The organism is Streptomyces chartreusis NRRL 3882, from assembly GCF_900236475.1.
In the GTDB taxonomy this organism is placed as follows: Bacteria; Actinomycetota; Actinomycetes; order Streptomycetales; family Streptomycetaceae; genus Streptomyces; species Streptomyces chartreusis_D.
Genome location: NZ_LT963352.1, coordinates 4,042,854 through 4,066,150, shown reverse-complemented (window position 1 = coordinate 4,066,150; position 23,297 = coordinate 4,042,854). Strand labels below are relative to the sequence as shown.

Annotated in this window: 19 protein-coding genes and 5 pseudogenes; 13 read left to right on the top strand and 11 right to left on the bottom strand. The window is 64.7% G+C overall.

What is annotated here, in order from left to right; translation table 11 throughout:
• Nucleotides 1-36: 36 nt before the first annotated feature.
• Both SCNRRL3882_RS41760 and SCNRRL3882_RS42425 read left to right on the top strand, forming a co-directional pair.
• Nucleotides 37-1,077 carry a hypothetical protein gene (locus tag SCNRRL3882_RS41760; protein WP_010044177.1) on the top strand — a complete coding sequence of 347 codons (1,041 nt, stop codon included), beginning with the start codon at nt 37-39 and terminating at the stop codon, nt 1,075-1,077.
• Between the two features lie 528 nt (nt 1,078-1,605).
• Nucleotides 1,606-1,923 (top strand): annotated as a pseudogene (locus tag SCNRRL3882_RS42425) (transposase); the annotation flags it as partial.
• A 27-nt stretch (nt 1,924-1,950) separates the two neighbouring features.
• Here SCNRRL3882_RS42425 and SCNRRL3882_RS40815 read toward each other — a convergent pair.
• The 8 genes and pseudogenes from SCNRRL3882_RS40815 to SCNRRL3882_RS18175 form a co-directional block, all read right to left on the bottom strand.
• Nucleotides 1,951-3,627: a glycosyltransferase gene (locus SCNRRL3882_RS40815; RefSeq protein WP_158688442.1), complete on the bottom strand. Its 1,677-nt coding sequence runs from the start codon at nt 3,625-3,627 to the stop codon at nt 1,951-1,953.
• Between the two features lie 110 nt (nt 3,628-3,737).
• Complete coding sequence (locus SCNRRL3882_RS40810) at nt 3,738-4,748, bottom strand: hypothetical protein (RefSeq protein WP_158688443.1); 1,011 nt, start codon at nt 4,746-4,748, stop codon at nt 3,738-3,740.
• A 254-nt stretch (nt 4,749-5,002) separates the two neighbouring features.
• Complete coding sequence (locus SCNRRL3882_RS18180; protein WP_050810293.1) at nt 5,003-5,770, bottom strand: ATP-binding cassette domain-containing protein; 768 nt, start codon at nt 5,768-5,770, stop codon at nt 5,003-5,005.
• Nucleotides 5,771-5,844: 74 nt separating this feature from the next.
• Nucleotides 5,845-6,195: a hypothetical protein gene (locus SCNRRL3882_RS40805; RefSeq protein ID WP_158688444.1), complete on the bottom strand. Its 351-nt coding sequence runs from the start codon at nt 6,193-6,195 to the stop codon at nt 5,845-5,847.
• 848 nt (nt 6,196-7,043) lie between these two features.
• Nucleotides 7,044-8,321: a hypothetical protein gene (locus SCNRRL3882_RS40800; RefSeq protein ID WP_158688445.1), complete on the bottom strand. Its 1,278-nt coding sequence runs from the start codon at nt 8,319-8,321 to the stop codon at nt 7,044-7,046.
• 93 nt (nt 8,322-8,414) lie between these two features.
• Nucleotides 8,415-8,747, bottom strand: a complete 333-nt coding sequence (locus tag SCNRRL3882_RS40795) for a hypothetical protein (RefSeq protein WP_158688446.1) — start codon at nt 8,745-8,747, stop codon at nt 8,415-8,417.
• 829 nt (nt 8,748-9,576) lie between these two features.
• Nucleotides 9,577-9,940: pseudogene (locus tag SCNRRL3882_RS42620) on the bottom strand (ISAzo13 family transposase); the annotation flags it as partial.
• Nucleotides 9,941-9,953: 13 nt separating this feature from the next.
• A pseudogene (locus SCNRRL3882_RS18175) lies at nt 9,954-10,484 on the bottom strand (PadR family transcriptional regulator); the annotation flags it as partial.
• Nucleotides 10,485-10,946: 462 nt separating this feature from the next.
• Between SCNRRL3882_RS18175 and SCNRRL3882_RS18170 the strand changes: the two are divergent.
• From SCNRRL3882_RS18170 to SCNRRL3882_RS18160, 3 genes and pseudogenes are all read left to right on the top strand, one after another.
• Nucleotides 10,947-11,087 (top strand): annotated as a pseudogene (locus tag SCNRRL3882_RS18170) (ATPase, T2SS/T4P/T4SS family); the annotation flags it as partial.
• Between the two features lie 56 nt (nt 11,088-11,143).
• Nucleotides 11,144-12,439: a tyrosine-type recombinase/integrase gene (locus tag SCNRRL3882_RS18165; RefSeq protein ID WP_040903716.1), complete on the top strand. Its 1,296-nt coding sequence runs from the start codon at nt 11,144-11,146 to the stop codon at nt 12,437-12,439.
• Nucleotides 12,436-14,883 carry a tyrosine-type recombinase/integrase gene (locus tag SCNRRL3882_RS18160; protein ID WP_010044187.1) on the top strand — a complete coding sequence of 816 codons (2,448 nt, stop codon included), beginning with the start codon at nt 12,436-12,438 and terminating at the stop codon, nt 14,881-14,883. The genes SCNRRL3882_RS18165 and SCNRRL3882_RS18160 overlap by 4 nt, the downstream gene beginning before the upstream one ends.
• Nucleotides 14,884-14,948: 65 nt before the next feature.
• On the opposite strand, the gene SCNRRL3882_RS18155 is transcribed toward SCNRRL3882_RS18160, so the two are convergent.
• The gene (locus SCNRRL3882_RS18155; RefSeq protein ID WP_010044189.1) at nt 14,949-15,998 is read right to left on the bottom strand and encodes an LPO_1073/Vpar_1526 family protein; all 1,050 of its coding nucleotides are present in this window, start codon (nt 15,996-15,998) and stop codon (nt 14,949-14,951) included.
• Nucleotides 15,995-16,387, bottom strand: a complete 393-nt coding sequence (locus SCNRRL3882_RS18150) for a hypothetical protein (protein WP_050810294.1) — start codon at nt 16,385-16,387, stop codon at nt 15,995-15,997. The genes SCNRRL3882_RS18155 and SCNRRL3882_RS18150 overlap by 4 nt, the downstream gene beginning before the upstream one ends.
• A gap of 28 nt (nt 16,388-16,415) precedes the next feature.
• Between SCNRRL3882_RS18150 and SCNRRL3882_RS18145 the strand changes: the two are divergent.
• From SCNRRL3882_RS18145 to SCNRRL3882_RS18120, 6 genes and pseudogenes are all read left to right on the top strand, one after another.
• Nucleotides 16,416-16,766: pseudogene (locus tag SCNRRL3882_RS18145) on the top strand (secretion protein); the annotation flags it as partial.
• On the top strand, nt 16,750-17,622 hold the full coding sequence (locus tag SCNRRL3882_RS18140) for a type II secretion system F family protein (RefSeq protein ID WP_010044193.1): 873 nt from the start codon (nt 16,750-16,752) through the stop codon (nt 17,620-17,622). The pseudogene SCNRRL3882_RS18145 and the gene SCNRRL3882_RS18140, both read left to right, overlap by 17 nt.
• On the top strand, nt 17,619-18,431 hold the full coding sequence (locus SCNRRL3882_RS18135) for a type II secretion system F family protein (RefSeq protein WP_029181471.1): 813 nt from the start codon (nt 17,619-17,621) through the stop codon (nt 18,429-18,431). Before SCNRRL3882_RS18140 ends, SCNRRL3882_RS18135 begins: the two co-directional genes overlap by 4 nt.
• Nucleotides 18,432-18,508: 77 nt before the next feature.
• Nucleotides 18,509-18,727 (top strand): DUF4244 domain-containing protein, encoded by a 219-nt coding sequence (locus SCNRRL3882_RS18130; protein WP_029181472.1) that lies wholly within the window; start codon nt 18,509-18,511, stop codon nt 18,725-18,727.
• Nucleotides 18,714-19,079, top strand: coding sequence for a TadE family type IV pilus minor pilin (locus SCNRRL3882_RS18125; protein ID WP_010044198.1), 366 nt, complete (start codon nt 18,714-18,716; stop codon nt 19,077-19,079). The genes SCNRRL3882_RS18130 and SCNRRL3882_RS18125 overlap by 14 nt, the downstream gene beginning before the upstream one ends.
• 59 nt (nt 19,080-19,138) lie before the next feature.
• Entirely contained in the window at nt 19,139-19,579 is a 441-nt protein-coding gene (locus tag SCNRRL3882_RS18120; RefSeq protein ID WP_010044199.1) for an Rv3654c family TadE-like protein, read from the top strand.
• Here the strand turns inward: SCNRRL3882_RS18120 and SCNRRL3882_RS18115 are convergent.
• Entirely contained in the window at nt 19,543-22,059 is a 2,517-nt protein-coding gene (locus SCNRRL3882_RS18115; RefSeq protein ID WP_078602917.1) for a DEAD/DEAH box helicase, read from the bottom strand. The genes SCNRRL3882_RS18120 and SCNRRL3882_RS18115 overlap by 37 nt on opposite strands.
• Nucleotides 22,060-22,138: 79 nt before the next feature.
• Between SCNRRL3882_RS18115 and bldG the strand changes: the two genes are divergently transcribed.
• Together bldG and SCNRRL3882_RS18105 are read left to right on the top strand one after the other, a co-directional pair.
• Nucleotides 22,139-22,480 carry an anti-sigma factor antagonist BldG gene (gene bldG, locus SCNRRL3882_RS18110; protein WP_003991900.1) on the top strand — a complete coding sequence of 114 codons (342 nt, stop codon included), beginning with the start codon at nt 22,139-22,141 and terminating at the stop codon, nt 22,478-22,480.
• A 135-nt stretch (nt 22,481-22,615) separates the two neighbouring features.
• Entirely contained in the window at nt 22,616-23,053 is a 438-nt protein-coding gene (locus SCNRRL3882_RS18105) for an ATP-binding protein (RefSeq protein WP_010044201.1), read from the top strand.
• Nucleotides 23,054-23,297 lie beyond the last annotated feature (244 nt).

The following is a 23,297-nucleotide window of genomic DNA, read 5'->3' as shown; positions in this document are numbered from 1 at the left end:
GCTGGCGCCGGACAAGGAAGGGAAGGACATACGCTCATGAAGCTGCGCACCGTGTGTCCACAGGCGCCGCGGACCTGGACGGTGGAATTGAGATGCCAGACCGGCGGGATCGTCCTCGTCTGCCAGCACTGTCCCCAGGACGGCCAGCGGGTCACCGCGGAGTCCGCCCGCTCGGCGGCCCTCGCCCACCTCGCCCGGCACGCCCGCGGCGATCTCCGGGCGCACCACCTGCGCATCTGCCAGTGCCATGAACGCGGATGCCGCTGGCACCGCCGCCACCGCGGGTGCGCCGGCCCCATCCGCCTGCTCCTAGCCTGCGAACGCGGCGGACGCATCTGGCGCCTCGCTGACGCCTGCGGCGCCTGCGCCGCGGCCACCGCCCAGGCCGCCATCGTGCCCGACACCATGCTTGCCGTACCGGCGCACCCGCCCTCCGCGCGACCGCGTCACTCCCGGCGACCCAGGGGACCGGGAGAACGCGTCCGCGTGAGCGAGATCCTCAGCTATCTGGCCGCGGCCCTGCCCGCTGAAGTCTCGGCCGGGGCGAGGCTCCTCGCCCTGCAGTGCGCGCTGCGCATGAACGTGTATATGCAGGTCCAACTCCCCGCAGGGTTGCTGCGCGGTCTACGTATCGACGCCAGGGAGACCTGCTACGAGTTGGAGCGGGCACGGTGGCTGAACGTGGTGAACGGCCCCGGAGCCGGCGGGGTCGCTGCGAAGCTTCGGGATGCCGCGCTGCTCGCCCAGTCACCCGCCCGCCCCGACCGACGGCGCGCCGCCGACTGGGCACTGCGCACCGGACGCCCTGCCCGCACGGGGGAGGCCGAGCACCGGCTGTGGCTGCTGCGCGTGTACCTCGCGGCGCACAGTCATCCGTCTTCGGGAGAAGGGCTGAGTGAATGCGACCGGATCATCCGCGACTGTGGTCTGCACGATCAGGGGTTCCACAGCGCGCTGACGCGTCTGACGGCGACCGGCATCGTAGAGGAGTGGCGGATCTGTCCGAACTCAGGGGACGTGCGCTGGAGGCTTGCGTCGGGGCACTCGCGGGGGGCGTCTTACGGACCGTGGGTGTGATGCTGGTGAGTTCGCGGGAGAGGTCAAGTCCGTCGTTGGGTCGATGAGAGGCGATAGAACCCGGTGATGGGGCATGCGCCGGACGCCGGGCGGTGGACAGGCGGGTTCAGTGAGGACCCGAACACACACCGGCAACCTGCGTAACCGGTGAAATGACGCGCTGGACACTCCACTTCTTCCGCCCACTACAACCGAAGGGTGGGGCGGCGGAAGCTACGCCGACGAGCCGCCGTTCTGACACCGATGGCCAGCGCGCACAGCCGAAGCCGACCCGCATGATGCGGTTCGGCTTCGGTGTTCCTGCAAGTGACGCATCACTGGTATCGGCATAGCTGTGACGCGGCGAGCTCTCCGTGCAGTACCGCATGCTCTCCGGAAGTCGCAGTTCCGTATATGGCCGCCCCGACCAGGCGGCATACTCTGGTACGGCCGACCTGCCGTTTGCGCCTGATGCGTGCCGGCCTCGCCCGGGTAAGGCCGCCGACTGCGGAGGCTGGCGGGCCCTGCCGCCTGTCCGCCTTTGCAAAGCCCCAGGCGGCTGATCGGTGGACCTATCTGATCATCTGCGGTCCATCAACTCCGTCCCGCCCGGCCGCTGGTCGCGGATCTGCGCCGTCCATGTGAGAAGCCGGTCGAGTCCAGCCGCTCACCCCCGCACGATTCGCCGGGGGTTCAGAAACCTGCGACCGGACCTGGCCTGTCCGGCCCGTGCGCCGAAACTCAACCGTCCGGCCCCGGCAGGCCACTCCCTCGAAGAACTGGCGTCCCGCCGCCCGCAACGACATGGGCAAAACGGCCAGGCGACCTGAGTCCATCGCCGAACGTGGCCAGTCAGACCATAAATAAACAAGCTGAGGGAGAAGTGCGGCGGCCTCACTCAGACAAGGTAATCACAGTGGCTGTACCCAGAGACCCCTTGGTCGGGATGCGAACAATCGTAGTGTCTCGACCATCTATCAATGCGCTAAGGCTCGCCGGTCCTGGTTGAAGTCGTCCGCGCTCGAATAGCACCAGACTCACCCTCACGTCGGATCTAGATGCCATTTCCCTGTACTGTGCATAGGTGACGGCATCGCAACCGGAATACCAGCCCATTTCAGGCTCATATCCCGAGACCAGCAAGCATGGATCAGCGCTGGACATCTGCTGGGCGACCGGAACGGTGGACTCACTCAATTTTGTCGGGCCAGGTATTGCCCCGTAGGCCACAACCTGTGAAGTCCCAAGAATCGTGAGCAGCGAAACGGCAGCTGTGAAAGTAAGAGGAATGTCAGCCAGCTGTTTGGAAATGTCAGCGAGCCGCTGCACGCCTAGAAATGAGAGCAAAACAACCGATAGAAAGACAAACCTGGGCTCCCCATCCGTGGCAAGGCCGAGTATCACAAAAATCAGTACAGCAGTAGCGCCAAGGAATACTCGCCGGCGATCCTCAATGGAAGGCCCATTAGAGGAACTAGCTCGTTTCCGTATGAGCAACTTCGTAGCGGCGCCTGCAGTGAAGAGGCCACAGATCATGATGACCGCTCCAAGGTCGCCAGCCAAACGGTACGGAAATATGGCGAGGTAGTAAACCAATCCGTCCCCGACGTATGAACGGTTAGCTTGAGAAGTCGCCGAAAGTACTATACCTAAAGGCCACCCGGAAACTTTCGCCGCGTAAACAAAATGAGGGACCAGTCCTGCCAGTAGCACGACGACCGCAATGGCCATCCGCCATCCTTGCGCTATCCAGGACCGAATGCCATATGAAAATGCTGCAGCTACAGATATGGCAAGAAGATTTCCAACGATCCCATATCGCAAGTAGAATGCAGCGAGAGCAATGAATGGAGCCGCAAGCAGTGCGCGAGATTTCGGCTTTTCCTGTGCCCTCGCAAGCAGGAAAACGAATATCAGAAGCAATCCCGTAGCGCCGATGTCATTCAGGAATTCTGGCATGCGGCGCAGGAAACCAAGTCCACTCAATATGACTACGGTCGTTACTACAGCCCGCCGAGGAGTGGACCAGCAACTACACACCACGTAGATAGTCAGAAGGGTGAAGAGGCTGAGTAGCAACGCAACTGCTCGCAGCGCCCCAACATCATGGTGAATGGCAAGCGCTATCGCTCCCAGAAAGGGAAGACCGACAGGGCGATATATCCCCCATCCGGCATCAGGGCTTCCATCAAGCCAAGAGCGAGCCTTATTTGCATAGACGGCTTCTTCATGCCCCATGTACGGCTCTTTATCTTGAAGAGCCCACCAAACGCACGTTGCTACCACCAATACACCGAAGGCGTAGAGTGGTGGTGGAACGCGAAGGATACTGGCACGGATACGAACCCATGGTCGAATATGGATGTCCGGGGTCGCTAAGTCGCGCCACGCGAGTGCCCAAGCAATGGCCGCAGGCAACAGGAAGGGCCACGGTTGCCAGCCGGGAAGCCACCCTCCAAGCCCCACAATTAGCAAGATCTGCTGCATGATAGCTGCGACCGTAAGACAGGCAGCTATCATCAGCCACTTACTATAACTAAGTCGCACCTGCTTGTTGGAGACGTCAGACAAGGAGATTGCCTCCTGTTGAGGGTGGCTAACCCTTCGAAACCTTACAAGTGAAGATCAGGCAATGGAAGTTGCGGGAACGCAAACCGTCGCATCGGGAAGGCGGCCTGAGCCTACTGGCATGGAAGGTTATGAATGACCTTCAGCTGCTTATCAACCCAACTCGCTTGTTCGCCTTCCGAAGCTTGAACAATCCGCTGCGGTTCAGAGAGTTGAGCGTCACTCAGAGTACTGTTGATGCTCAACTTGCTTGACCCCATTAGGCGGAACTCTAGCCACAAGTCAAGTTGCAGGATGGCGTCGCTGTACTTCTGCGCAGATACCCGCGACCGCTCTTCACACTTGTCTGTGATCGAACGCTGAATCACAACACCGGCGAAGTTCGGTGCAGCAAACCACAGTTGCCCTTCGGAGAATGAAAAATCGATAGGGATATAGCGGGGGTCAGGGCGCAACCCGCTTTGATAGAAGGTGTCCGGCAAGTTCAGCCACTTCTGAGGAACAGCATCCAGTCGCTCGGCCATAGCCGTGAGTTCTGGAAGATACTTTCGATCTTCGGGCCAGATACACACGCGTGGACTACTCGTCGAGCAGAGAGGACTATCTGTAGCCGCCCGGTCCACGCGGATGGGCCCAGCAAAGATCAGAGAACTGAAGGCAACCAAAACTGCAAAACCTGCGCAACTCGCGGCAACTCTGGCGCCGAACGTCTGTGGCCAGCGAAACCGCTGACGCTTCTGGCGATCAGGGAGAACGATTGCCGCAAACAGCAAAGCGGTGGCCAGAGAAATGCGAGCTACCAGTGGCCAGGTATTGACTACGACATTAGGTTCACCCGAAAGAACAAACAGACCCAAACCTCTCGGGCTGCCAATTGCCCCGATAGCGACGAAACAACCGAGGGCGCAGATCACGGGAGCCATAAAGATCGAGCGCGACCAACGTCCCACCAGATGGCCTAATGCGGCACAAAGCGTAATGACAGAAAATCCTAGAAGAAGATAACTAGGCCACAGAAACCCAGGGCCGGCCGTTGGTACGCTCACAATCGCAGCGGCAACCGCACCAAGGGTGTAGGCCAGCAACCCATATGTGAGCGTCGCTGCGAACTGCACAGCCTCCATATGCCAGCTTGTACGAGCTGCGGCATAACGCTGCTCCCACACGCCCCGCTGCAGTGACCTACTAACGGCCCATGCTGCTGCTCCAGCAAAGGCTGGAGCGAAGAAGATTGCGGGAATCTGAGCGGCTGCACTGGCCTGTGGCCACACTCCGATCCAATAATGGCTCCTCCCAAAGACGGCTGCTAGGTCAACTAGGACCAAAAGGGGGAGGCAGAGGAGCAATGGCGAGCGGCGAAGTTCAATGAGATAGATTTTCACGCTACCGGCATCCCGTTCGAGTTCAGAACGGTCATGTACCCGCGTTCCAATGCGCTGTCGCCAGGAGCGTCGGGATTGGCTAGTGCGACGAGTTCGTCAGGAACACCGCGAAACAGGAAACGGCCATCACTCATTACCGCGGTGTCGTCGCAGATCGCTGCTACGTCCTCTACCAGGTGAGTACTGAGTACGATAGCCGTGTCCTGCAGAGAGCGGATGAGTCCTCTGAATTCAAGGCGCTGTGCCGGGTCGAGGCCCACCGTGGGCTCATCGAGCAATACCAGCTTCGGCGATCCCACGATTGCAGTGGCGATTCCTGCACGCCTGAGCATCCCGCCAGAAAGGGACTTCATCTTTGCCTTTGATTGCTTCTCAAGGCCTACCGAAGCTACGGCATGGCGAGTTGCTGCGTCTGCTTCTTTCTTAGGTACCTCGCGAAGCCATGCACAGTAGCGGACGAAGTCATACACCGAGAAGTTGGGGTAGTAACCGAAGTCCTGAGGAAGGTAGCCAATATCACGGCGCACGCGTCGTGCAGTGGACTCGGACTCCACGGATTGGCCGAGTACTTCAATTCTGCCGGCGACGGGGGGTGCCACTGAAGCCAGGGTTCGAAGCAACGTGGTCTTGCCCGCTCCATTGGGCCCCAGTAATCCCAGAACCCCCGTGGAGATTTCGATATCAAGCCCGTCGATGACAGGGCGCTGACCATAGCCCTGAACCAGACCAGACGCCCGGGCAACGATCTCCACTACCGTCTCCATCCAACAGAGAGTAGGCGCCCCCGACCTTCGGGCCGAGGACGCCGCTGACTACCGCTCTTTCTACACCATCCGAGCTAGTTGGAGTAGAAGACCGAGGCGGAATTTACCTTGAAGGTGCATTCGTCCGCATCGAACTTTCCACTGTACCCTCTGGAGAGCTCTATCCACTTGCCGTAGTAGTTAGGCTCGTTGTTGCAGCCGCCAAACAGCTGGAAGTCACCAGCTCGGGTCACGGACGAGCAGTAGCCATGGAAGGATGTGGTGTACCAGTACCCTCTGCATCCATTCGTCCAGTTCGGCTCGTTAGCCGCGTTCGCCATGGGAGACGCCGTAAGTACTGCCATCGAGGCCAGGGCTCCGATGGCCACGGCCCCTCCGATTTTTGAGGAGATGCGCCTCAGTACCGGAGTCTTGATGTTCTCCACTGTTAACCTTCCTTCTGGGATTCGACCGGAGAATGGGAGGTGCACATCTAGGCCGTTCACGCATTCTATTTCATGCGAACCAGCGCTTGGTGCGTAATTGAGTCCCCCCACCGAAGAGCTTAATTCACATGAGGCGCATTCAGCTACAACCTCATCGAAAATTTTTCAGTGACTTAAGACAGAGGATCTCTTAACGATTGCGAGAAACAGGGAATTTAGTCGAGGTGCGTGGCCTAGCGAAGTGGCGAAGTCGGTAGCCGTGCCAACGTGTGTACTGCAGAGCAGAGATGCCTATCCCCAGGCTAAGTGGGACCAATCCCCAACTAGGCATATCTCCAGGAGGGCGAGAAGTCCAGTCCCACCAGTAGACGTGACCCAAAGGACCAGATCCATAATAGATGAGGGGAAAGATCGTAGAAACTGGAAGAACCCAGGACAGCTTCCAACCTAGGAGCCGGCCCGATATGAGGGCAATGCCAATCCAGACAAGTAGCGACCGGACTGACCGCATGGCTGACTCTTGACTGTAGAAGATAAGCTCAGAAGCGCCAACGACAGCGGTTACTAGTATTGCCGTCACTGCCAAGTACCGTTTAGTCATGCGATGAAGTGAATCGCCGCCCATAGCCTCGAACATAGCCATGGCGCTGTGCAGGCTCCCCACGATAAGTGACGCGTAGATCACTGGCACGACACGGCGAAAGGGGATGTCGACGACGCCCCACGCTGATGGAAGGCTCATCTGTGCAGCGCCAAATAGAGAATTAGCTACGACCGCCAGGGCAATAGCCAGCCCTAGGGCGCGTACTCTATGAGTGGCCAGATATGCCTTTTCGGGGCTAATTGCACTAGTCACAAGAAGTCTTTCGGGTGGCTCGGAGCCTGTTATCCACCCAGGTCTTTTGCTCTGCTTCAGTGGCAGCCGCAACCCGGGAGAGCATGTTGTAGTCTACGCCCGGTGGGCCACCGTATATGCCGCGCCTTGGCTGGTTGTTGTTGGCCCGAACCTCAAGCCATGCCTCAAGCTCTCGTATAGCCAAGCCTACTGCTTCGTCCTCAGGGCACTGGACGTGGAGTGACAACTCCATGACAGATCCGGCCATATTGGGCGAGACGAACCAGAAATTCCCTTCGAGGACCTCAAAGTCGTTCGCTGTCTTTTCTGAAGGTTTGCGTAGCCCGCGCTCATACATGGCGCGGGGAACGGTTATCCAGTCTTGGGGGATTTCGTCTAACCTTTGTGCCATTGCGGCCAGCTCGTTTAAGTACTTTTTATCTTCCGGCCATACGCAGACCTTTGGTGCCCCTTGCGAGCAGAGTGGGTCGACGGACGCCGATCTTGGGGCTTGGATGGGGCCTGACATCGAAATGAGCACCATAGTTGTTATTACGGCTCCGACAAACCCCATGCCGATTACTAGGCGTTGATCCCCTTTGGGTGACCAAAGCGTCGTGGGCTTGAACAAGGAGGGCGCTAACACGGCGATCGCGACGAGAACGGCAGCCAACACAATGCGTGGCGCCAGGGCCTTTGAGGGTACTTCGTAAGCCGGAGAGCCTGAAAGGACGAATAGGCCCAGTGATTTTCCCAGGCTTCCGAGCCCAACAAAGGTGGCCAAGCCACAAATAACAGGTGCCGCAAAAGGTGAATTAGTCAGCCGTCCTACTATGTGTCCGACGGCAGCACAGGCCGTTATCGTGGCGGCCCCCAACAGTAGGTAGCTTGGCCACAGGAATCCGCGGCCGGCGTCAGGAAAGGTGACTAGGGCTGCCGCTACTATTCCGATAGTATATACGGCTATACCATGAGTCAACGTGGCGAGGAAGTGGATCAGGTCCAACTTCCACAAGGGCTGAGCTGAGTTTCTTCTCTGCTCTAGCATGCCAGTTCTAAGGCTCCTGTTTACGGACCATGCGGCTGCGGCTGAAAAGGCTGGAGCGAAGAATATGGCTGGTATCTGAGCCGCCGCGCTGGCTTGAGGCCAGACGCCGATCCACCACTGGCTACGTCCGAAGACAGATGCGAACTCAACGAGAAGCAATAAAGGAAGGCACCAGACCAGTGGAGAGCGTCTTACCTCAATCCAGTAGACCTTCATAATCCCTACTGCTGCCGGAGATATCATGTTCTGTTCAACTAGGGCGGGTGCCAGTGAACCCTTGGCAGTGGCACCCGCCTATAGTCAGCGGTTCCTGAATTGCGGGTTGCGCCTTTTTGCCTAGTTGGTGTAGAGCACCTTGCCGCTGTTCACCTTGAATATGCAGGCGCCGGTGGTCCATTGCCCGATGTAACCCTTGTACAGGTAGTACCAGCCGGTCCAGATGTCCGGCTCGTTATTGCAGTCAGCGTGGACCTGGTAGTCGCCGGCCACAGCGGCCCTTTCACACTTTCCCCAGAAGCTGGTGCTGCCCCAACCGGACCAGCAGTTGTTCACCTTGCCGCTGCTTCCGCTTGCTGTGGCAGTCGGTGCGTTCAAACCGATGGCAGCGAGTCCGAGAATGCCGATACTGACGGCCTTGGCCACATTGGTTCTGAATGCCTTCTGTTTCATCCTAACCTTTCTCTGGTCGCGGGAATGAGGGGATGGCGCAATTTTGCCGGAGGCCGTTCCCCCTCTTGTGTGGCTCCTCACTCTTTGCTTCGAACTCCAGTCCAAGGCATTGAGCGCTCAGGAGGTTATGTGAGACGTGTAAAAGATGTCAATGAACCTCAACCGAGTAGTGACGATTTTGTGTCAACCTCACGGTGTCATCATCGTGTCGACCCTGGGAGAATGAGCCGGAAGCAAGCCTTCCCGTTCCTTGTTTCGTACAGATAACGCTTTCGGTGTCCGATTTATCCGCCCGCTTGGATGTCGACATCCAATGTGCAGGCGTCCCTGTCGGTGGACCTTGCAGCTCGCTACCGATCTGGCTGAAATTGAGCCATCTCAGGGCCTACTCGGCTGACGGAGAGACGTGAGGCCGTAGCAAGGCAACCGGTCTGGGGATTGAGCTGAGGCGCACGGCGTCGGTGGGTCGTCGAGTTAGAGCTTCGCCGTGAGGATGCGCAAGGAAGTGGGCGGGCGAGCATGCATCACATGGCGAATACCCTCAAATGTCGCCGAGCGTGAACGGCCACTGTTGAGGACATAAGTCCGGGGAAGCGGCTTGTATGACTGCGTCTTCGCGGTGTAGTGCGTGGGCGATGAGGCTGTCGGACAGGGTTTCGCACTCAGGTGGTCCCACGAGGGCAGCAGAGCCGGCGCGTTGTAGTTCTTGCCTGGGTTTTCGTAGGAGCCGCTGCCCGGAGGAGGAAGTGCCCTGGTTTGGTACCGCCGTCGCGGCTTCGGAAGTGTTGGTCTCGCCGAGGACGCGGCCAGGTTGTAGCGCAGGTGAGTGGGCTAGGACCTGGTCCGGGAAGGCGAGCTGTAGGTGCTGCGTCCGCTGTCGCCGTCCGGTGCCAGGGTCTGGGTCAGGTCGTCCAGCTCAGTGGACATCCCAGTCAGTACGGGCCCGGACAGCAGAGTCCGGTCCTATCGCCGGCGTCGGTGTCTGCGGGATTCGCGCCGGGATAGGCCAGGCTGGCTGGGAGTGCAGGGCATAGTCCAGTCGCCCTGGAAGGCATAACAGGTCAGTGGCAGGGCTGCCATCTCCGGGTGGTCGATGGTTGCTCCGGTGACGCTCGAATGGACGATGGCTTCATGGTTGGTCAGCGGCGACCAAGCCAGCTCATGGCGATGTGCGAGAAGAGCCGGTGCTCGATTGTTCCAAGCTCCTGCTGTGTCGACCTCCGCGGTCAGGGCGGTGAGCCAGGCCGTTGTGGTGTTCACCCATCGGAGGTCGGCGTCGAGGTGGTTGAGGGCGTAGTCCGCGGAGAGCACGGTCGCCAGGTCCGCGCCCTTGGCGGCCTTGACTGCGGTGAGCTCCCGCATCCGCTCCATGTGGGCGGCGCGCTGGGCGCTCAGGTACGCGGCCGGGTCGCCGCCCGAGAGGATCGCCACGACGACCTTGGCTAAGATCTCGTTCGCCACGACGGGCGCTGGCGGCGTGATCTCCCCGGCCCAGCGGGACAGTTCACGTGTCCCCTCGTCCGTGGCGCGGTACTTCGTCCGCTCCGGGCCGCCGTCCGAGTCGGTCCCCTCGATCTCGGCGAGGCCGTCCCGGACGAGGCGCTGGAGGGTCGTGTAGACCTGCCCGTACGCCAGCGAGCGGGCCTGGGGGAACCGTTCGTCGTGGCGTCGCTTGAGGTTGTAGCCATGGCTCGGCCCGTCGGCCAGCAGGCCCAGCAGGACGTGGCGGGTGCTCATGGCGAGCATTATGTACTGAGTGAATAATGGGCACCGATCGGATCCGGACTGTATGCCCGGGCAGCTCAGTCGGCCGCGGGGTATGCATCCACCGTCCACAGCGAATACTCGAGCCGGGTCCCTCGCTTCTCGTGACCTGCAGCGCACGAAGCAGCGTCGTGCCCGTCCATGCGGCCGCTCTCGCGACCGCCCCGGCTGTCCCGTATCGCGGCAGTTGTACGCCAGCGGCGGCAGGGACAGCTGCGGCTCTGCGAACGGCGGGGCTTTGGGGGGAGAGCGTCGACTTGAAGGTCACGATCGGCCTGCACCTGGCCGCCTGCGATGCTGGAAGCTCTGATCAAGAAACGGTAAAGCTTGTGAGACACCTCAGTGAGCTGTCCCGAGCGTCATCCGCTCAGGTGTTGAACGGTGCCGATGAGACAGATCCACAAGTGAGACAGGTGAACTGTTCCTAATTCGCGCCTCGTCACGCTCGAGGACCTGGTGCGCCAGGCGCTGCGGATGCGGCCAGACCGGCTGGTCGTGGGCGAGGTCCGCGGACCAGAAGTGGTGCATCTGCTGGCCGCGTTGAACACCGGCCACGAGGGCGGCTGCGGTGTATTGACTGAACTAAGTCTCACGTTTTCGCAGGTCAGAGGGCTTTCTGTTACGTTCCGGCGGTGAGTGGAGCAAGGACCCGTGAACGGGATCTGAAGAACTTTGTGCTGCCCGAGATCGGACGCCTGGAGGCGACGGGGGACGTGTGGGAGCCGTACCGGCTGGTCGACCCTGTAGGGCAGTGTGTTGAGCCGGTCGCGATCTACTTCAAGGACCTCCTCGCTGCTGCCAGCCCTGCCACCACGTTGTACTCGTACGGCAACGACCTGTTGCGGTGGTGGCGGTTCTTGTGGGCACAGGGTCTTGAGTGGGACCGCGCATTACGGGAGGACGCGCGGGACTTCACGCTGTGGATGCAGTTGGCGGACAAGCCGGTTCGCGTGCACTGGAGGCACCGTGGCAAGGACCCTTCGGAGATACCTACGCCCAAGCCTCGAGTTGGCCGACTTGCGCCCGGGTCACCGAACCCTGTGACCGGGAAGCCGACGATTGGGAAGAAGTACGCGCCCTCCACCCGGGCTCACTTCGAGAGCGTCCTGCGGACGTTCTATGACTTCCATCTCGACCGCGGCAGCGGCCAGTTGCTGGTGAACCCGTTTCCCCTGGACCGCAGGCGCCGCAACGGGCGTCCGAACGCTCACCACAACCCGGCGGACGAGTTCAGGCATGAGCGGACCGGGCGCTATCGCCCGAAGGTCCCTGAGCGGATCCCCCGACGCATCCCGGACGACAAGTACACCGAGGTCTTCGCCGGCCTCCGCTCCCACCGAGACCGTGCTCTGCTGGCCTTCTGGGTCTCCACCGGCGCCCGCGCCAGCGAACTGCTGACCTCGACCCAACGTGACGCCCTGCCCGGCCAGCAGGTGATCGGCGTGATCCGCAAGGGAACCCAGGACTACCAGCAACTACCCGCATCTCCGGACGCGTTCGTCTGGCTCCGGCTCTACCAGGAGGAAGCCTGGCGCAAGGGCGTCCCGCGGGGCCGCAACCAGCCTCTGTGGTGGACCCTGCGCCTCCCATGGCGGCCACTGAAGTACCACGCGGCACGCGCCATGTTCACGCGGGCCGTTGAGCTTCTCGGCGCCAACTGGACGCTCCACGACCTGCGACACACCGCCACCTATCGCATGACGGAAGATCCCTCGATGTCGCTGGTCTACGTCCAGCACATCCTCGGCCACAAGGACCAAAGCACGCTGCAGAAGTACCTCCGCCCGAGCCGCGACGAGGTCATCTCCGCAGGTCTGGCCCACCACGCCCGCCAGGAGGCGAAGAAGGCCGCCCCGCCTCCGGCACCGCCGGCCCCCGCCTACAACGAGGACTCGCTCAACACCCTCTTCGGAGGCCTGCTCCCATGACCACGACCGTGCTCACGGCTCCGGCTAAGGCTCCTCGCAAGCTCGCCGGCGCCGAGGCGGCCGCCCTCTTGGAGAAGTTCCCTCCGCGCGAGAGAGCCGCGTCCTGGCCCATGACCGAGGCCGACAGCGAGTACATCCTTGACACGCTCCAGCAGCCGCCATTCCGAGTGAAGAGGAATGCCCAGGTCACCCGCATGGTCGGCGCCAGGATCATCCTGTCCTGGCTTCAGACGTTCCCCGGATCTACCTGGCAGGCATGTTGGGACGCCAGTCCGGCGGCACACTCTCCAAGTGGCTGGCACAGGGACGTCATTGACTGGGCCGCCAACGTCGGCCGAAAGCCGACAACGGCGTGCCTCGCCTCCGGGACACTGGCCTTGATCTGCGTGGACGCAATCCGTCCCACCCTGGCCTGGCTGGCGGCCAGCACCTCGGGCGCCCTACGGCCGGCCATTGCAGCGACCCGCGACCCAGACGGGTTCGCCCGCCTGGAAGCCCAGTTCCCTGAGGACATCCGGTCCACCCGCCATGCCTCCGCAGGCCTCCAGGGCGTCTCACGCCTGATCGCTGCCTTCGGCGGCCTCGTCAAGGACATCGTCGTCGGTGACCTCCTCGCTCTGTTGCAGGCGACCGACTACGACGCTGCCCGAGGCGTTCGCATCGCTTACACCGCACTGCGCGATCTCGGCCAGTTCCCGCCGGACGCCCCGGCAACCCTCCTCCGGCTGCAGACCCGCGCCGGCCAGGTGACGCCCGCAGCTCTTGTCGACCGCTACGAACTGCGCTGCCGCCCGGTTCGTGATCTCCTCGTCGACTACCTCACTGAACGCCAGCCCTCGCTCGACCACAACTCCTTGATCACCCTGTCGTCAGCCCTGGCCAACAACTTCTGGGCCGACCTCGAACGCCACAACGAAGGCATCAGCTCACTCCACCTGCCCGCGGAGGTCGCGGCAGCCTGGAAAGCCCGCGTCAACGTGGTTACCCGCCGTCGGCGGATGCCGGACGGCCAGGTCGTCGAGACCACTACCCCGCGTTCCAGCGCTCCAGCGGTCAAGACCCTCGTCCGCGCCTTCTACCTGGACATCGCTCAGTGGGCGCTGGACGAACCCGCCCGCTGGGGGCCATGGGCAGCGCCCTGTCCTATCACCGAGGCCGACTGCTCCGACAAGAAGACCAAGCAGCGGCAGAAGACCACTTCAGACCAGCGGACTCGGGAAAGACTCCCTGTCCTGCCCGCGCTCATCCGAGTCGCCGACCGCCGGCTCAAGGAGGCCCGGGCCCGCCTGGACGCGCTGCATACCGCCCCTCTCGGAAGCCGGTTCACCGTGTTGGGGGAAACCTACACAGCGCCAAAGAGCACTTCCCGGGCCGGTCTTACCGGACAGGCCTACGACACCTCGGGGCGTCGCCGGGACCTTGAGGCCGAGGAAAAGCGGGCCTTCTGGGGCTGGGCCACTATCGAAATCCTCCGCCACACAGGCATCCGCATCGAAGAGCTGCTCGAACTCGGCCACCACAGCATCATCCGCTACAAGCTCCCCAGCACCGGCGAGTTCGTCCCACTCCTGCAGATCGCACCGTCGAAAACCGATCAAGAGCGTCTGCTGCTGGTCACTCCCGAACTGGCAGATGTCCTCAGCGCCGTTGTCACGCGAGTACGCGGCAAAAACGGAGCTATCCCTTCGGTTCCCAGCTACGACCTTCACGAGAAGGTCTGGAACGATCCCATGCCGCTTCTCTACCAGTGGAGCATCTCAGGAGAAAGGCGGCCCATCTCGCACAACACGGTCCGTGACGCCCTCAACGACGTACTTCTAGCGACCGGCCTGACCGACGCCACCGGAAATCCATTGAAGTTCCAACCTCACGACTTTCGACGGATCTTCATCACGGACGCGATCTTGAACGGGCTGCCTCCACACATCGCCCAGGTCATTGCAGGTCACAGCAACATCAACACGACTATGGGCTACAACGCTGTCTACCCGGCGAAAGCCATCGAAGCTCACCGAGCCTTCATCGCCCGCCGGCGCAGTCTTCGCCCCCGCGAAGAATACCGCGCGGTCACCTCTGAAGAATGGCAGGAGTTCCTTACCCAGTTCGAGCGCCGCAAGCTGGCACTCGGATCATGCGGGCGAGCCTACGGGACCGACTGCGTTCATGAACACGCCTGTGTCCGCTGCCCGGTCCTGATCGTGGACCCCTACGAGAGAGGGCGACTGGTCGAGATCCGCGACAACCTGAACGACCGGATCGCGGAAGCCGAAAGGGAGGGCTGGCTCGGCGAAGTTGAAGGTCTCTCGGTGAGCCGCGACGCCGCGGAAGAGAAAATCGCGCAGCTGGATGCACGACAGAAAAAGAAGGACTCTCCGATCTTCTTGGGCGTCCCCAGTTTCAGCCAGATCGCCGTTCGCACCAGCTCCGCTACCAACGCCACCTGACGGCTGCACCACCGCGCCCTGGGCCACGAAGCTCGGGCGCGGTGCCGCCTACAGCCTTCGGTTCGCTAGCCCAGTGAGTTGCCTCGTTCCTCAGTTTCACCGGGAGGTATTCGCATATAGGCGTTCCCGATGACGCTTCCGACCGTGGTGAGCCCTACTCCATGCGGGAATGATTCATTGATGAGGGATGTCATCTGCGCCAAGCGCGGATCGATCTCAAGCGACACTTGATAGATCTCCTTGGCGGTCATTGCGAGCTCATGGTAAAGGTCTCTGAACTCTTTTTCACTGCCAAGCTCATCTAGGTGTCGATCGAACTCGTCGTTGTCAAAAAATTCGTCACTCGCTGGGCCTCCATCGGGGTTCTTCAAACACTCCTGAACCCAACGCGACATGAAGTATTTTTCGAGTTTTCGATATTCGTCACTGGGAGGTTGAGAGAAACTAGGGCCACCCTTGAAAAGCAAGTATGGATAGGCGCGTCTCCAGGAGTCGACCATGGACTCCTCGAATTGACCAAGGCTAACGCATCCGGTTGCGGCCAGATATCTCGCATCAGTCCGGGAGAAGTGCAGCCCGTCCAGGAAAGGCCCAGCGTGGCTTATGTAGTGCAGAATGAGTTGCTTGAAATGTGTGACTTTCGACGGAAGTGGAACGACGTCGCGGATCGTGAGGAGGCTGAGCATCCTGAAATGGTCACGCGAAAGTCGTCCGGAGGTTGCTATTGCCTCATCAAGAGCAAGCTGCTCAGTGCTTCTCTGCGGCCTCAGGGTTCGCTCGACGAGGAGGTCAACCAGAAGCTGACCCAAGTGGTCATCGCCTGACCGTGCATAACAGGACTGGCCTTCTAGCAGTGAATACTGCACGCCTGGATCCTGGAAGTATGCAATGGCCTTGCTGTCCCTACCGTGCAGCTCTTGCAGGTAATTTACGGTGAACCTCTCGACGCGCTCGTGAGCCACCTGCATGGCCTCTTGGGAGAGCTGCAAGAAATTCTGCCTGAATACATCCATGGCAATATCTCGGGCGTCGGAGTAGCTGACGCCGAAATTGGCCACTTGCGCCTGTATGTTTTGCGAACTATCGCCGGACTTCTGCCTCTGCCACAGCGTCACTTCTCTCCACCCAGGCGGTTCATGTCGCCGATGGTCAGGTCCCCGGCCGATTGGATGTTCGTTGACCTCGTGCCGCTTTGTTGGCTCTGGCGGACGCTAGGGGCGTTGCGGCTCGCGCTGCTACCTCGAGCCTGGATGAGGCTCACGATCGAGACTCCCAGACCCGCCAGCCCCGTCAACGATCCCACGACGCTTGCCGTTTTGTCTGCCTCGTCTAGGCCGACGATCAGGAAGTAGGCGCCGAGGCCGAGGAGCGTCAAGCCGAACAGAATGGCGCATGACCATGCCGCAGTGCGCTGCCCAGGTGTCATGACCGCATTATGCGTCCGCACTTGGCCCAGCGTCTCGGAAATGGATTCGCAGAGATGCAGATGACCGACACCGAGCATATGTGCCAGTTGGCTCTAGTTCAGAGAAGGAACCGTGCACGCCAATGCCGCCGCCGACGTACCGGCCCGGCTGGAGGCGCTCGGTACGGCCGCCGGGCTCGACCGGGCCGCGCTGCACAGCCAGGTGGCGGCCGCCCTCTCCGTGGTGCTGCACCTCGTGCGTGACCGGGCCGGGCGGCGGCGGATCGCCGAGGTGCACGTGCTGGAGCGGGACCCGTCGGGGCTGGTGCGGACGGTGCCGGCGCTGCGGTGGGGAGCGGCGGCCTTCGTGCGGGAGCTCGGGTGGGAGCGGCTGCGGGGGCTGCTGCGGAGCGGGGGAAGTGAGGGCGGGCCGGGTGAGGCCGCGATGAAGGGGGCGAGGGATGACGGGAGCGGCTGAGATGCCCATGGGTGCGGCCGTGGCGTGCATGGGGGCGGCGGTCTGGCTGCTGGGTGAGCGTCACTCGGCGGCACGGCGGGCGCGGTTGCTGCTCGCGGGCGGCGGGACCGTCGGGAGCGGGCCGCCCGGGTGGCGGCGGATGGCCGGTGAGGTGCGGCGGGTCGGCGGGCGGCTGCGGGCCGAGTGGTGGGCGCCGGCGGCCGGGCTGGTGCTGGCGGTGCTCGGGGCGTCGGTGCTGCCGGTCGTCCTGGGAGCGGCCGGCGTGCCGCTGCTGCGGCGGGTCCGGCTGGCCGGCCGGGTGCGGCGGGACCGGGAGCGCCGGGCCGACGCGGTGATCGCGCTGTGCGGGGCGCTCGCCGGGGAGGTGCGGGCCGGGCGTCAGCCGGGCGAGGCGCTGCTGCGGGCCGCGCGGGACTGCGGCGGACTCGCGGACGCGCACGGGACGGTACTGGCGGCGGCACGGTTCGGCGGCGACGTGCCGGACGCGCTCGCGACCGCCGCCAGGCAGCCGGGTGCCGAGGGGCTGCGGGGACTCGCCGCGTGCTGGCGGGTCGCCGTGGACCAGGGCGCGGGGCTCGCGGCGGGACTGGACCGGCTCGCCGCCGCCCTGCGCGCCGAACGGGACCAACGCTCGGACCTGCGCGCCCAGTTGGCCGGTGCCCGGGCCACGGCGGTGCTGCTCGCCGGGCTGCCGGCCCTGGGGCTCCTCATCGGCACCGCTCTCGGCGCGGACCCCCTCCATGTCCTGCTGCACACCGCGCCGGGCCTGGGCTGTCTGGTGGCCGGCGGTGTGCTGGAGGGACTGGGGCTGTGGTGGGTGCAGCGCATCGTGCGGGGAGCGGAGGAGGCGTCATGAGCGGGGAAGTTGTCCACAGGCTGGGGGTGACGGTGGGGATTCTGCTGGCTCTCTCGTGGTCGGTGCGCCGGCTGAAGGAGGCGGGGCGCCGCCGGAGGATGCGGCGCCGGCTGGCCGAGCTGTCGCCTCGCGAAGCGACCGGTCTCTCTCCGGCCCCGCGCCTTGCCTGGAGTCGGGCCGCGCGGAGATGGCTGGCCCCCGTCGGCGTGGCGTTCGCCGGGTGGGCGCTGATCGGCGACCTGGTCGGTGTCGCCGTCGGACTGGCCGGCGCGGTGGGGATCTGGCGTTGGCGGCTGCGGCAGGAGGCGGCCGGTACGGACACGCGGGCACCCGACCTCGCCGAGGCGGCGCGGCAACTGCCCCTGGCCGCCGACCTGCTGGCGGCCTGCATCGCGGCAGGAGCCGGCCCGGTGATCGCCGCGCAGGCGGTGGGCGAGGCCCTGGGCGGCCCGGTGGGCGAGGCCCTCGCCCATGGCGCGGCGGAGGTACGGCTGGGCGGCGAACCGGGCACTGCCTGGCGGAGGTTGGCCGCCGTCCCGGGCGCCGGAGGCCTGGCCCGGCTGCTCGAACGAGCCGACGTGTCCGGACTGCCCGCCGCCACGCCGGTCGCACGACTCGCCGCCGAGGCCCGTGCCGACTGGGGACGCGCCGCGACGGCCAGGGCACGCCGGGCGGGCGTCATGGTCAGTGCGCCGGTCGGGCTGTGCTTCCTGCCCGCGTTCATCGCGATCGGGGTGCTGCCCGTGGTGATCGGGCTCGCGGGCGGGGTGCTCGCAGGGGGCGGTGTGCTCGAAGGGGGTGGTGCGTGAGGCGGCGGAGACCTGGAGCGGCGGCGCGAGAAGTCAGCGGAATCAAGAGAAGTTCGGACTTTCCCACGGGGGTTGAGATGTATCAGGCGGTACGGGCACGGCTGGGTGCCCTGGTGCACAGGGCGCGTGCGGCGCGGAGCGACGGGAGGGACGCGGGAATGGTCACTTCCGAGTACGCGATGGGAATCGTCGCGGCGGTGGCCTTCGCGGTGGTGCTCTACAAGGTCATCACGAGCGGCGCGGTCAGCGCGGAGCTCCAGAACATCGTGAAGGACGCCCTCAATGCGCGGATGTGAGCGGGGCGCGGACCGGGGGTTCGTCACGGCGGAGTCGGCCGTGGTGCTGCCCGTGCTGGTGATGTTCGCGATGGCGCTGGTGTGGGGGCTGCTGGTCGTGGCCGCGCAGATCCAGTGCGTGGACGCGGCGCGGACGGGCGCCCGCGCGGCGGCCCGCCAGGACCCTCCCGCCACGGTCGTGCGACTGACCCGCGAGGCGGCACCGCCCGGCGCGAAGGTGACCGTCGACCGGGGCGCGGAACACGTCCGAGTGGTCGTCGTGGCCGAGCCCCCGGTGCTGCGTGGCCTGTCCTTCGCTGTGCGGGAGGAGGCCGTGGCGTCGGTGGAGGAGACGGTGGGGGTGGGTACGTGAGACGGGTGCCGAGGCTGCGGTGCCGGGGCCCGGGGCGCTGGGACAGGGGGAGCCGGCGGATGCGAGGTGCCGCCTCGGACCGGGGGTCCGCCACCGTCTGGAGTGTCGGGGCGATCGCTGTCCTGTGCGTGGTGTTCGGCGTGGTCCTCGCGCTGGGGCAGGCCGTCGTGATCCGGCACCGTGCGGCGGGCGGTGCGGATCTCGCGGCGCTCGCGGCGGCGGACCACTGGGCCGAGGGCGGTACGGCGGCCTGCGCCCGGGCCGGCCGGGTGGCCCGGGCGCAGGGTGTCCGGCTCGTGCGGTGTGAGGTCGCCGGGGAGATCTCGGACGTGACGGCGGCGTCGGGCCGGGGGCCGTTCACGGCGGAGGTCAGGGCGCGGGCGGGTCCTCCGACGGCCCCCTCGGGTCTTCCCCCGGCGGGGGTGGGTGTTGCCTCTTCCGATACTCCCGGCGGCGAGGGCCGTCAGGGCCCGGGCGGGTCCTCGGGCGCCCCTCCCTGACCTTCCGTCCGCTGCACCTCCGCCTCCTTCTCATCAGGAGCACCCTCCAGCAGCACCGTGAGCAGCCGCACCGCGCCCCTCTTGTGCAGCGGGTCGTTGCCGTTGCCGCACTTGGGGGACTGGATGCAGGACGGGCAGCCGGCGTCGCACTCGCAGGAGGCGATGGCCTGGCGGGTGGCGGTCAGCCAGGTGCGGGCGGTGTGGAAGGCGCGCTCCGCGAAGCCCGCGCCGCCGGGGTGGCCGTCGTAGACGAAGACCGTGGGCAGGAGTGTGTCGGGATGGAGCGGGATCGACACGCCGCCGATGTCCCAGCGGTCGCAGGTGGCGAAGAGGGGCAGCAGGCCGATCGACGCGTGCTCGGCGGCGTGCAGGGAGCCGCCGAGGATCTCCGGATTGATCCGGGCGCGGTCGAGCTGGTCCTCGGTGACGGTCCACCACACGGCCCGGGTGCGCAGCGTACGAGGAGGGAGGTCGAGTTTCGTCTCGCCCAGTACCTCACCGGTGATGAGCCGTCTGCGGAGGAAGGAGACGACCTGGTTGGTGACCTCGACGGAGCCGTAGCACAGGCGGCCGTCGCCCCAGGGGACCTCCACGTCCGTCTCCAGGACGGAGATCGACGTCGTGTCGCGGGCGACCGTGGAGTACGGCGGGGCGGCCTCCTCGACGAGGGCGACGGAGTCCTCCAGGTCCAGAGACCGCACCAGGTACGTACGGCCCTGGTGGAGGTGGACCGCCCCCTCGTGGACGGTCGAGTGCGCGGCGCCCGCGTCGACCGTGCCGAGCAGCCGGCCCGTGCCGTCCTCGACGACCTGGACCGGGCGCCCGCCCTCGCCGCGGATGTCGGTGAGGTCGGCGGCCCGTTCGCGGCGGGTCCAGTGCCAGGCCCTGGTGCGGCGGCGCAGCAGCTTGGCGGCTTCGAGCTGGGGGAGGAGGTCCTCGCAGGCCGGGCCGAACAGATCGAGGTCCTCGTCCGTCAGGGGCAGTTCCTCGGCGGCCGCACACAGGTGCGGGGCCAGCACGTACGGGTTGTCCGGGTCGAGGACCGTCGACTCGACGGGCTGGTCGAACAGGGCCTCCGGGTGGTGGACGAGGAAGGTGTCCAGCGGGTCGTCACGCGCGACCAGGACGGCCAGTGCCCCTTGCCCGGACCGTCCGGCCCGGCCCGCCTGCTGCCACAGGGAGGCGCGTGTGCCCGGGTAGCCGGCGATGACGACCGCGTCCAGGCCGGAGATGTCGATGCCGAGTTCGAGGGCGTTCGTCGCGGCGAGGCCCAGCAGTTCACCCGAATGGAGGGCGCGCTCGAGTGCACGGCGCTCCTCCGGGAGATAGCCGCCCCGGTACGCCGCGACACGCCGGGCCAGCGACCGGTCGACCTCGGCCAGTCGCTCCTGGGAGATGACGGAGATCAGCTCGGCGCCGCGCCGGGACCGTACGAAGGCGACCGAGCGCACGCCCTGCACGGTGAGGTCGGTGAGCAGGTCGGCGGCCTCGGCGGTGGCCGTGCGGCGGACGGGGGCGCCCTTCTCGCCGTGCAGCTCGGTCAGCGGCGGCTCCCAGAGGGCGAACACCAGTTCACCGCGTGGTGAGGCGTCGTCGGCGACCTCCAGTACCGGCAGACCGGTGAGGCGGCCGGCGGCCACCGCGGGCTCGGCGGCGGTCGCGGAGGCCAGCAGGAACACGGGTGAGGCGCCGTAGCGGGCGCACAGGCGGCGCAGCCGGCGCAGCACCTGGGCGACGTGGGAGCCGAAGACGCCGCGGTAGGTGTGGCACTCGTCGACGACGACGTACTTCAGCGACTTCAGGAAGGAGGACCAGCGGGGGTGGGACGGCAGGATGCCGCGGTGCAGCATGTCCGGGTTGGTCAGGACGTAGTTGGCGTACTGACGGATCCACTCGCGCTCCTCGAACGGAGTGTCGCCGTCGTACACGGCTGTGCGTACCGAATGGCCCAATGGATGTGAAAGTTCCTTCACGGAGCGGCACTGATCCGCCGCAAGGGCCTTGGTGGGGGCCAGGTAGAGGGCGGTCGCGCCGCGGCCGTTCGGGGCCTCGGCGCCGTCCAGGAGGGTGGACAGCACCGGCACGAGGTAGGCCAGGGACTTGCCGGAGGCCGTGCCGGTGGCGACGACGACCGATTCGCCGTCCAGCGCGTGCTCCGCCGCGCGCGCCTGATGGGCCCAGGGATGCTCGATGCCCGCGGCCTGCACGGCCGCCACGACCTCCGCGCGGATCCGGTCCGGCCAGACGGCATGCCGACCCGCGCGCGGGGGCAAGTGCTCCGTATGAGTAATGCGCGAAGCCCTGCTCGGACCGGACGCGAGCCGGTCCAGGACCGCGCCCGGCGCGGGTCGGGAGGCGGGGTCCGTCGGGGGTCCATCGGATCGGTGATTCTTGGCCATCGGCACCGAGTGTGTCACTGGCGTGACGGACAATGGAGCCAAGGCGTCGTGCACGCCTGCCCGTAAGTGATTGAATGCCATCGCGGCTGGCGAACCGTCCAGGGGACGAAGCCGAGGTGCCCCAAGGGCGACCGCTCGATAGCAAGGTGCTGGAGGATCCGTGGACCTGTCCCTGTCGACCGAGACCATGGGCGATCGCACGATCGTCAGGGTCGGTGGCGAAATCGACGTATATACCGCGCCCAAGCTGCGCGAGCAGTTGGTCGAGCTGGTGAACGACGGCAGTTTCCACCTTGTCGTCGACATGGAGGGCGTGGACTTCCTCGACTCCACCGGGCTCGGCGTGCTGGTCGGCGGCCTGAAGCGCGTGCGGGCCCATGAGGGCTCCCTGCGCCTGGTCTGCAACCAGGAGCGCATTCTGAAGATCTTCCGCATTACCGGCCTCACCAAGGTGTTCCCGATTCACACCTCGGTCGAGGAAGCGGTGGCGGCGACCGACTGACCGCCGGGCCCGGGCCTCGCGCCCGGGCCGGCCGACGTCGCGGCAAGAGTTCGGCAGAAGTGAAGACCGAGGGGGCCCGGGCTTTCGGCGGCCCGGAGCCTCTCGACAGCACGCCCGTAGTTGCGAGGGGGATGCATGGCCACCGTTGAGCTCCGCTTCAGCGCGCTGCCCGAGCACGTCAGGACCGCCCGGCTGGTGGCGGCCGCGGTGGCGCGCAGGGCCGGAGTGGACGAGGCCGTCCTCGACGAGGTCAGGCTCGCCGTCGGCGAGGCCTGCACGCGGGCCGTCGGGCTGCATCAGACCGGCGGGATCTCGGCACCGGTGAAGGTGCTGCTGATCGAGGAGGAGAAACAGTTCTCCATCGAGGTCGGCGACGAGGCCCCGCACGCGGTCCCCGGCGAGCGCGGACCCGGCGCCGGACCCGGCGACCCCGACGGTGAGGCCGACGAGGACGAGATGGGCCTCGCGGTCATCAGCGGACTCGTCGACGATGTCGAGGTCAGCGCGGGGGAGCACGGTGGGTCGATCAAGATGACGTGGCCGACCACCCCGCCGCCGACCATCCTGGCCTGACAAGCCACCGCGCACACCGTTCTTCCGAAGGGCCCCACCCGTGGGGCCCTTCGTCATGTGCGGTTGTCAGTGACCGCCTTTACAGTAGTTCCTGTGCCGTTCATCGCGTGAATTCGTTCACGATCATTCGCATGCTCCCCGGCAGTCCGAGAATGCTTTCAGGGCATTACCTCAGAAGGCCAATTCCGGTTATCGCGCTCTGTTTTGATCAGGTTCCGGTACCTACAATCCCGTCCACATCTTG

Coding starts and splice junctions, on each gene's coding strand:
- SCNRRL3882_RS41760 (WP_010044177.1), top strand. CDS start 37: ATGAAGCTGCGCACCGTGTGTCCACAGGCGCCGCGGACCTGGACGGTG.
- SCNRRL3882_RS40810 (WP_158688443.1), bottom strand. CDS start 4,748: ATGGAGGCTGTGCAGTTCGCAGCGACGCTCACATATGGGTTGCTGGCC.
- SCNRRL3882_RS18180 (WP_050810293.1), bottom strand. CDS start 5,770: ATGGAGACGGTAGTGGAGATCGTTGCCCGGGCGTCTGGTCTGGTTCAG.
- SCNRRL3882_RS40800 (WP_158688445.1), bottom strand. CDS start 8,321: ATGATATCTCCGGCAGCAGTAGGGATTATGAAGGTCTACTGGATTGAG.
- SCNRRL3882_RS40795 (WP_158688446.1), bottom strand. CDS start 8,747: ATGAAACAGAAGGCATTCAGAACCAATGTGGCCAAGGCCGTCAGTATC.
- SCNRRL3882_RS18160 (WP_010044187.1), top strand. CDS start 12,436: ATGACCACGACCGTGCTCACGGCTCCGGCTAAGGCTCCTCGCAAGCTC.
- SCNRRL3882_RS18150 (WP_050810294.1), bottom strand. CDS start 16,387: ATGCTCGGTGTCGGTCATCTGCATCTCTGCGAATCCATTTCCGAGACG.
- SCNRRL3882_RS18140 (WP_010044193.1), top strand. CDS start 16,750: ATGACGGGAGCGGCTGAGATGCCCATGGGTGCGGCCGTGGCGTGCATG.
- SCNRRL3882_RS18135 (WP_029181471.1), top strand. CDS start 17,619: ATGAGCGGGGAAGTTGTCCACAGGCTGGGGGTGACGGTGGGGATTCTG.
- SCNRRL3882_RS18130 (WP_029181472.1), top strand. CDS start 18,509: ATGTATCAGGCGGTACGGGCACGGCTGGGTGCCCTGGTGCACAGGGCG.
- SCNRRL3882_RS18125 (WP_010044198.1), top strand. CDS start 18,714: ATGCGCGGATGTGAGCGGGGCGCGGACCGGGGGTTCGTCACGGCGGAG.
- SCNRRL3882_RS18120 (WP_010044199.1), top strand. CDS start 19,139: ATGCGAGGTGCCGCCTCGGACCGGGGGTCCGCCACCGTCTGGAGTGTC.
- SCNRRL3882_RS18115 (WP_078602917.1), bottom strand. CDS start 22,059: ATGGCATTCAATCACTTACGGGCAGGCGTGCACGACGCCTTGGCTCCA.
- SCNRRL3882_RS18105 (WP_010044201.1), top strand. CDS start 22,616: ATGGCCACCGTTGAGCTCCGCTTCAGCGCGCTGCCCGAGCACGTCAGG.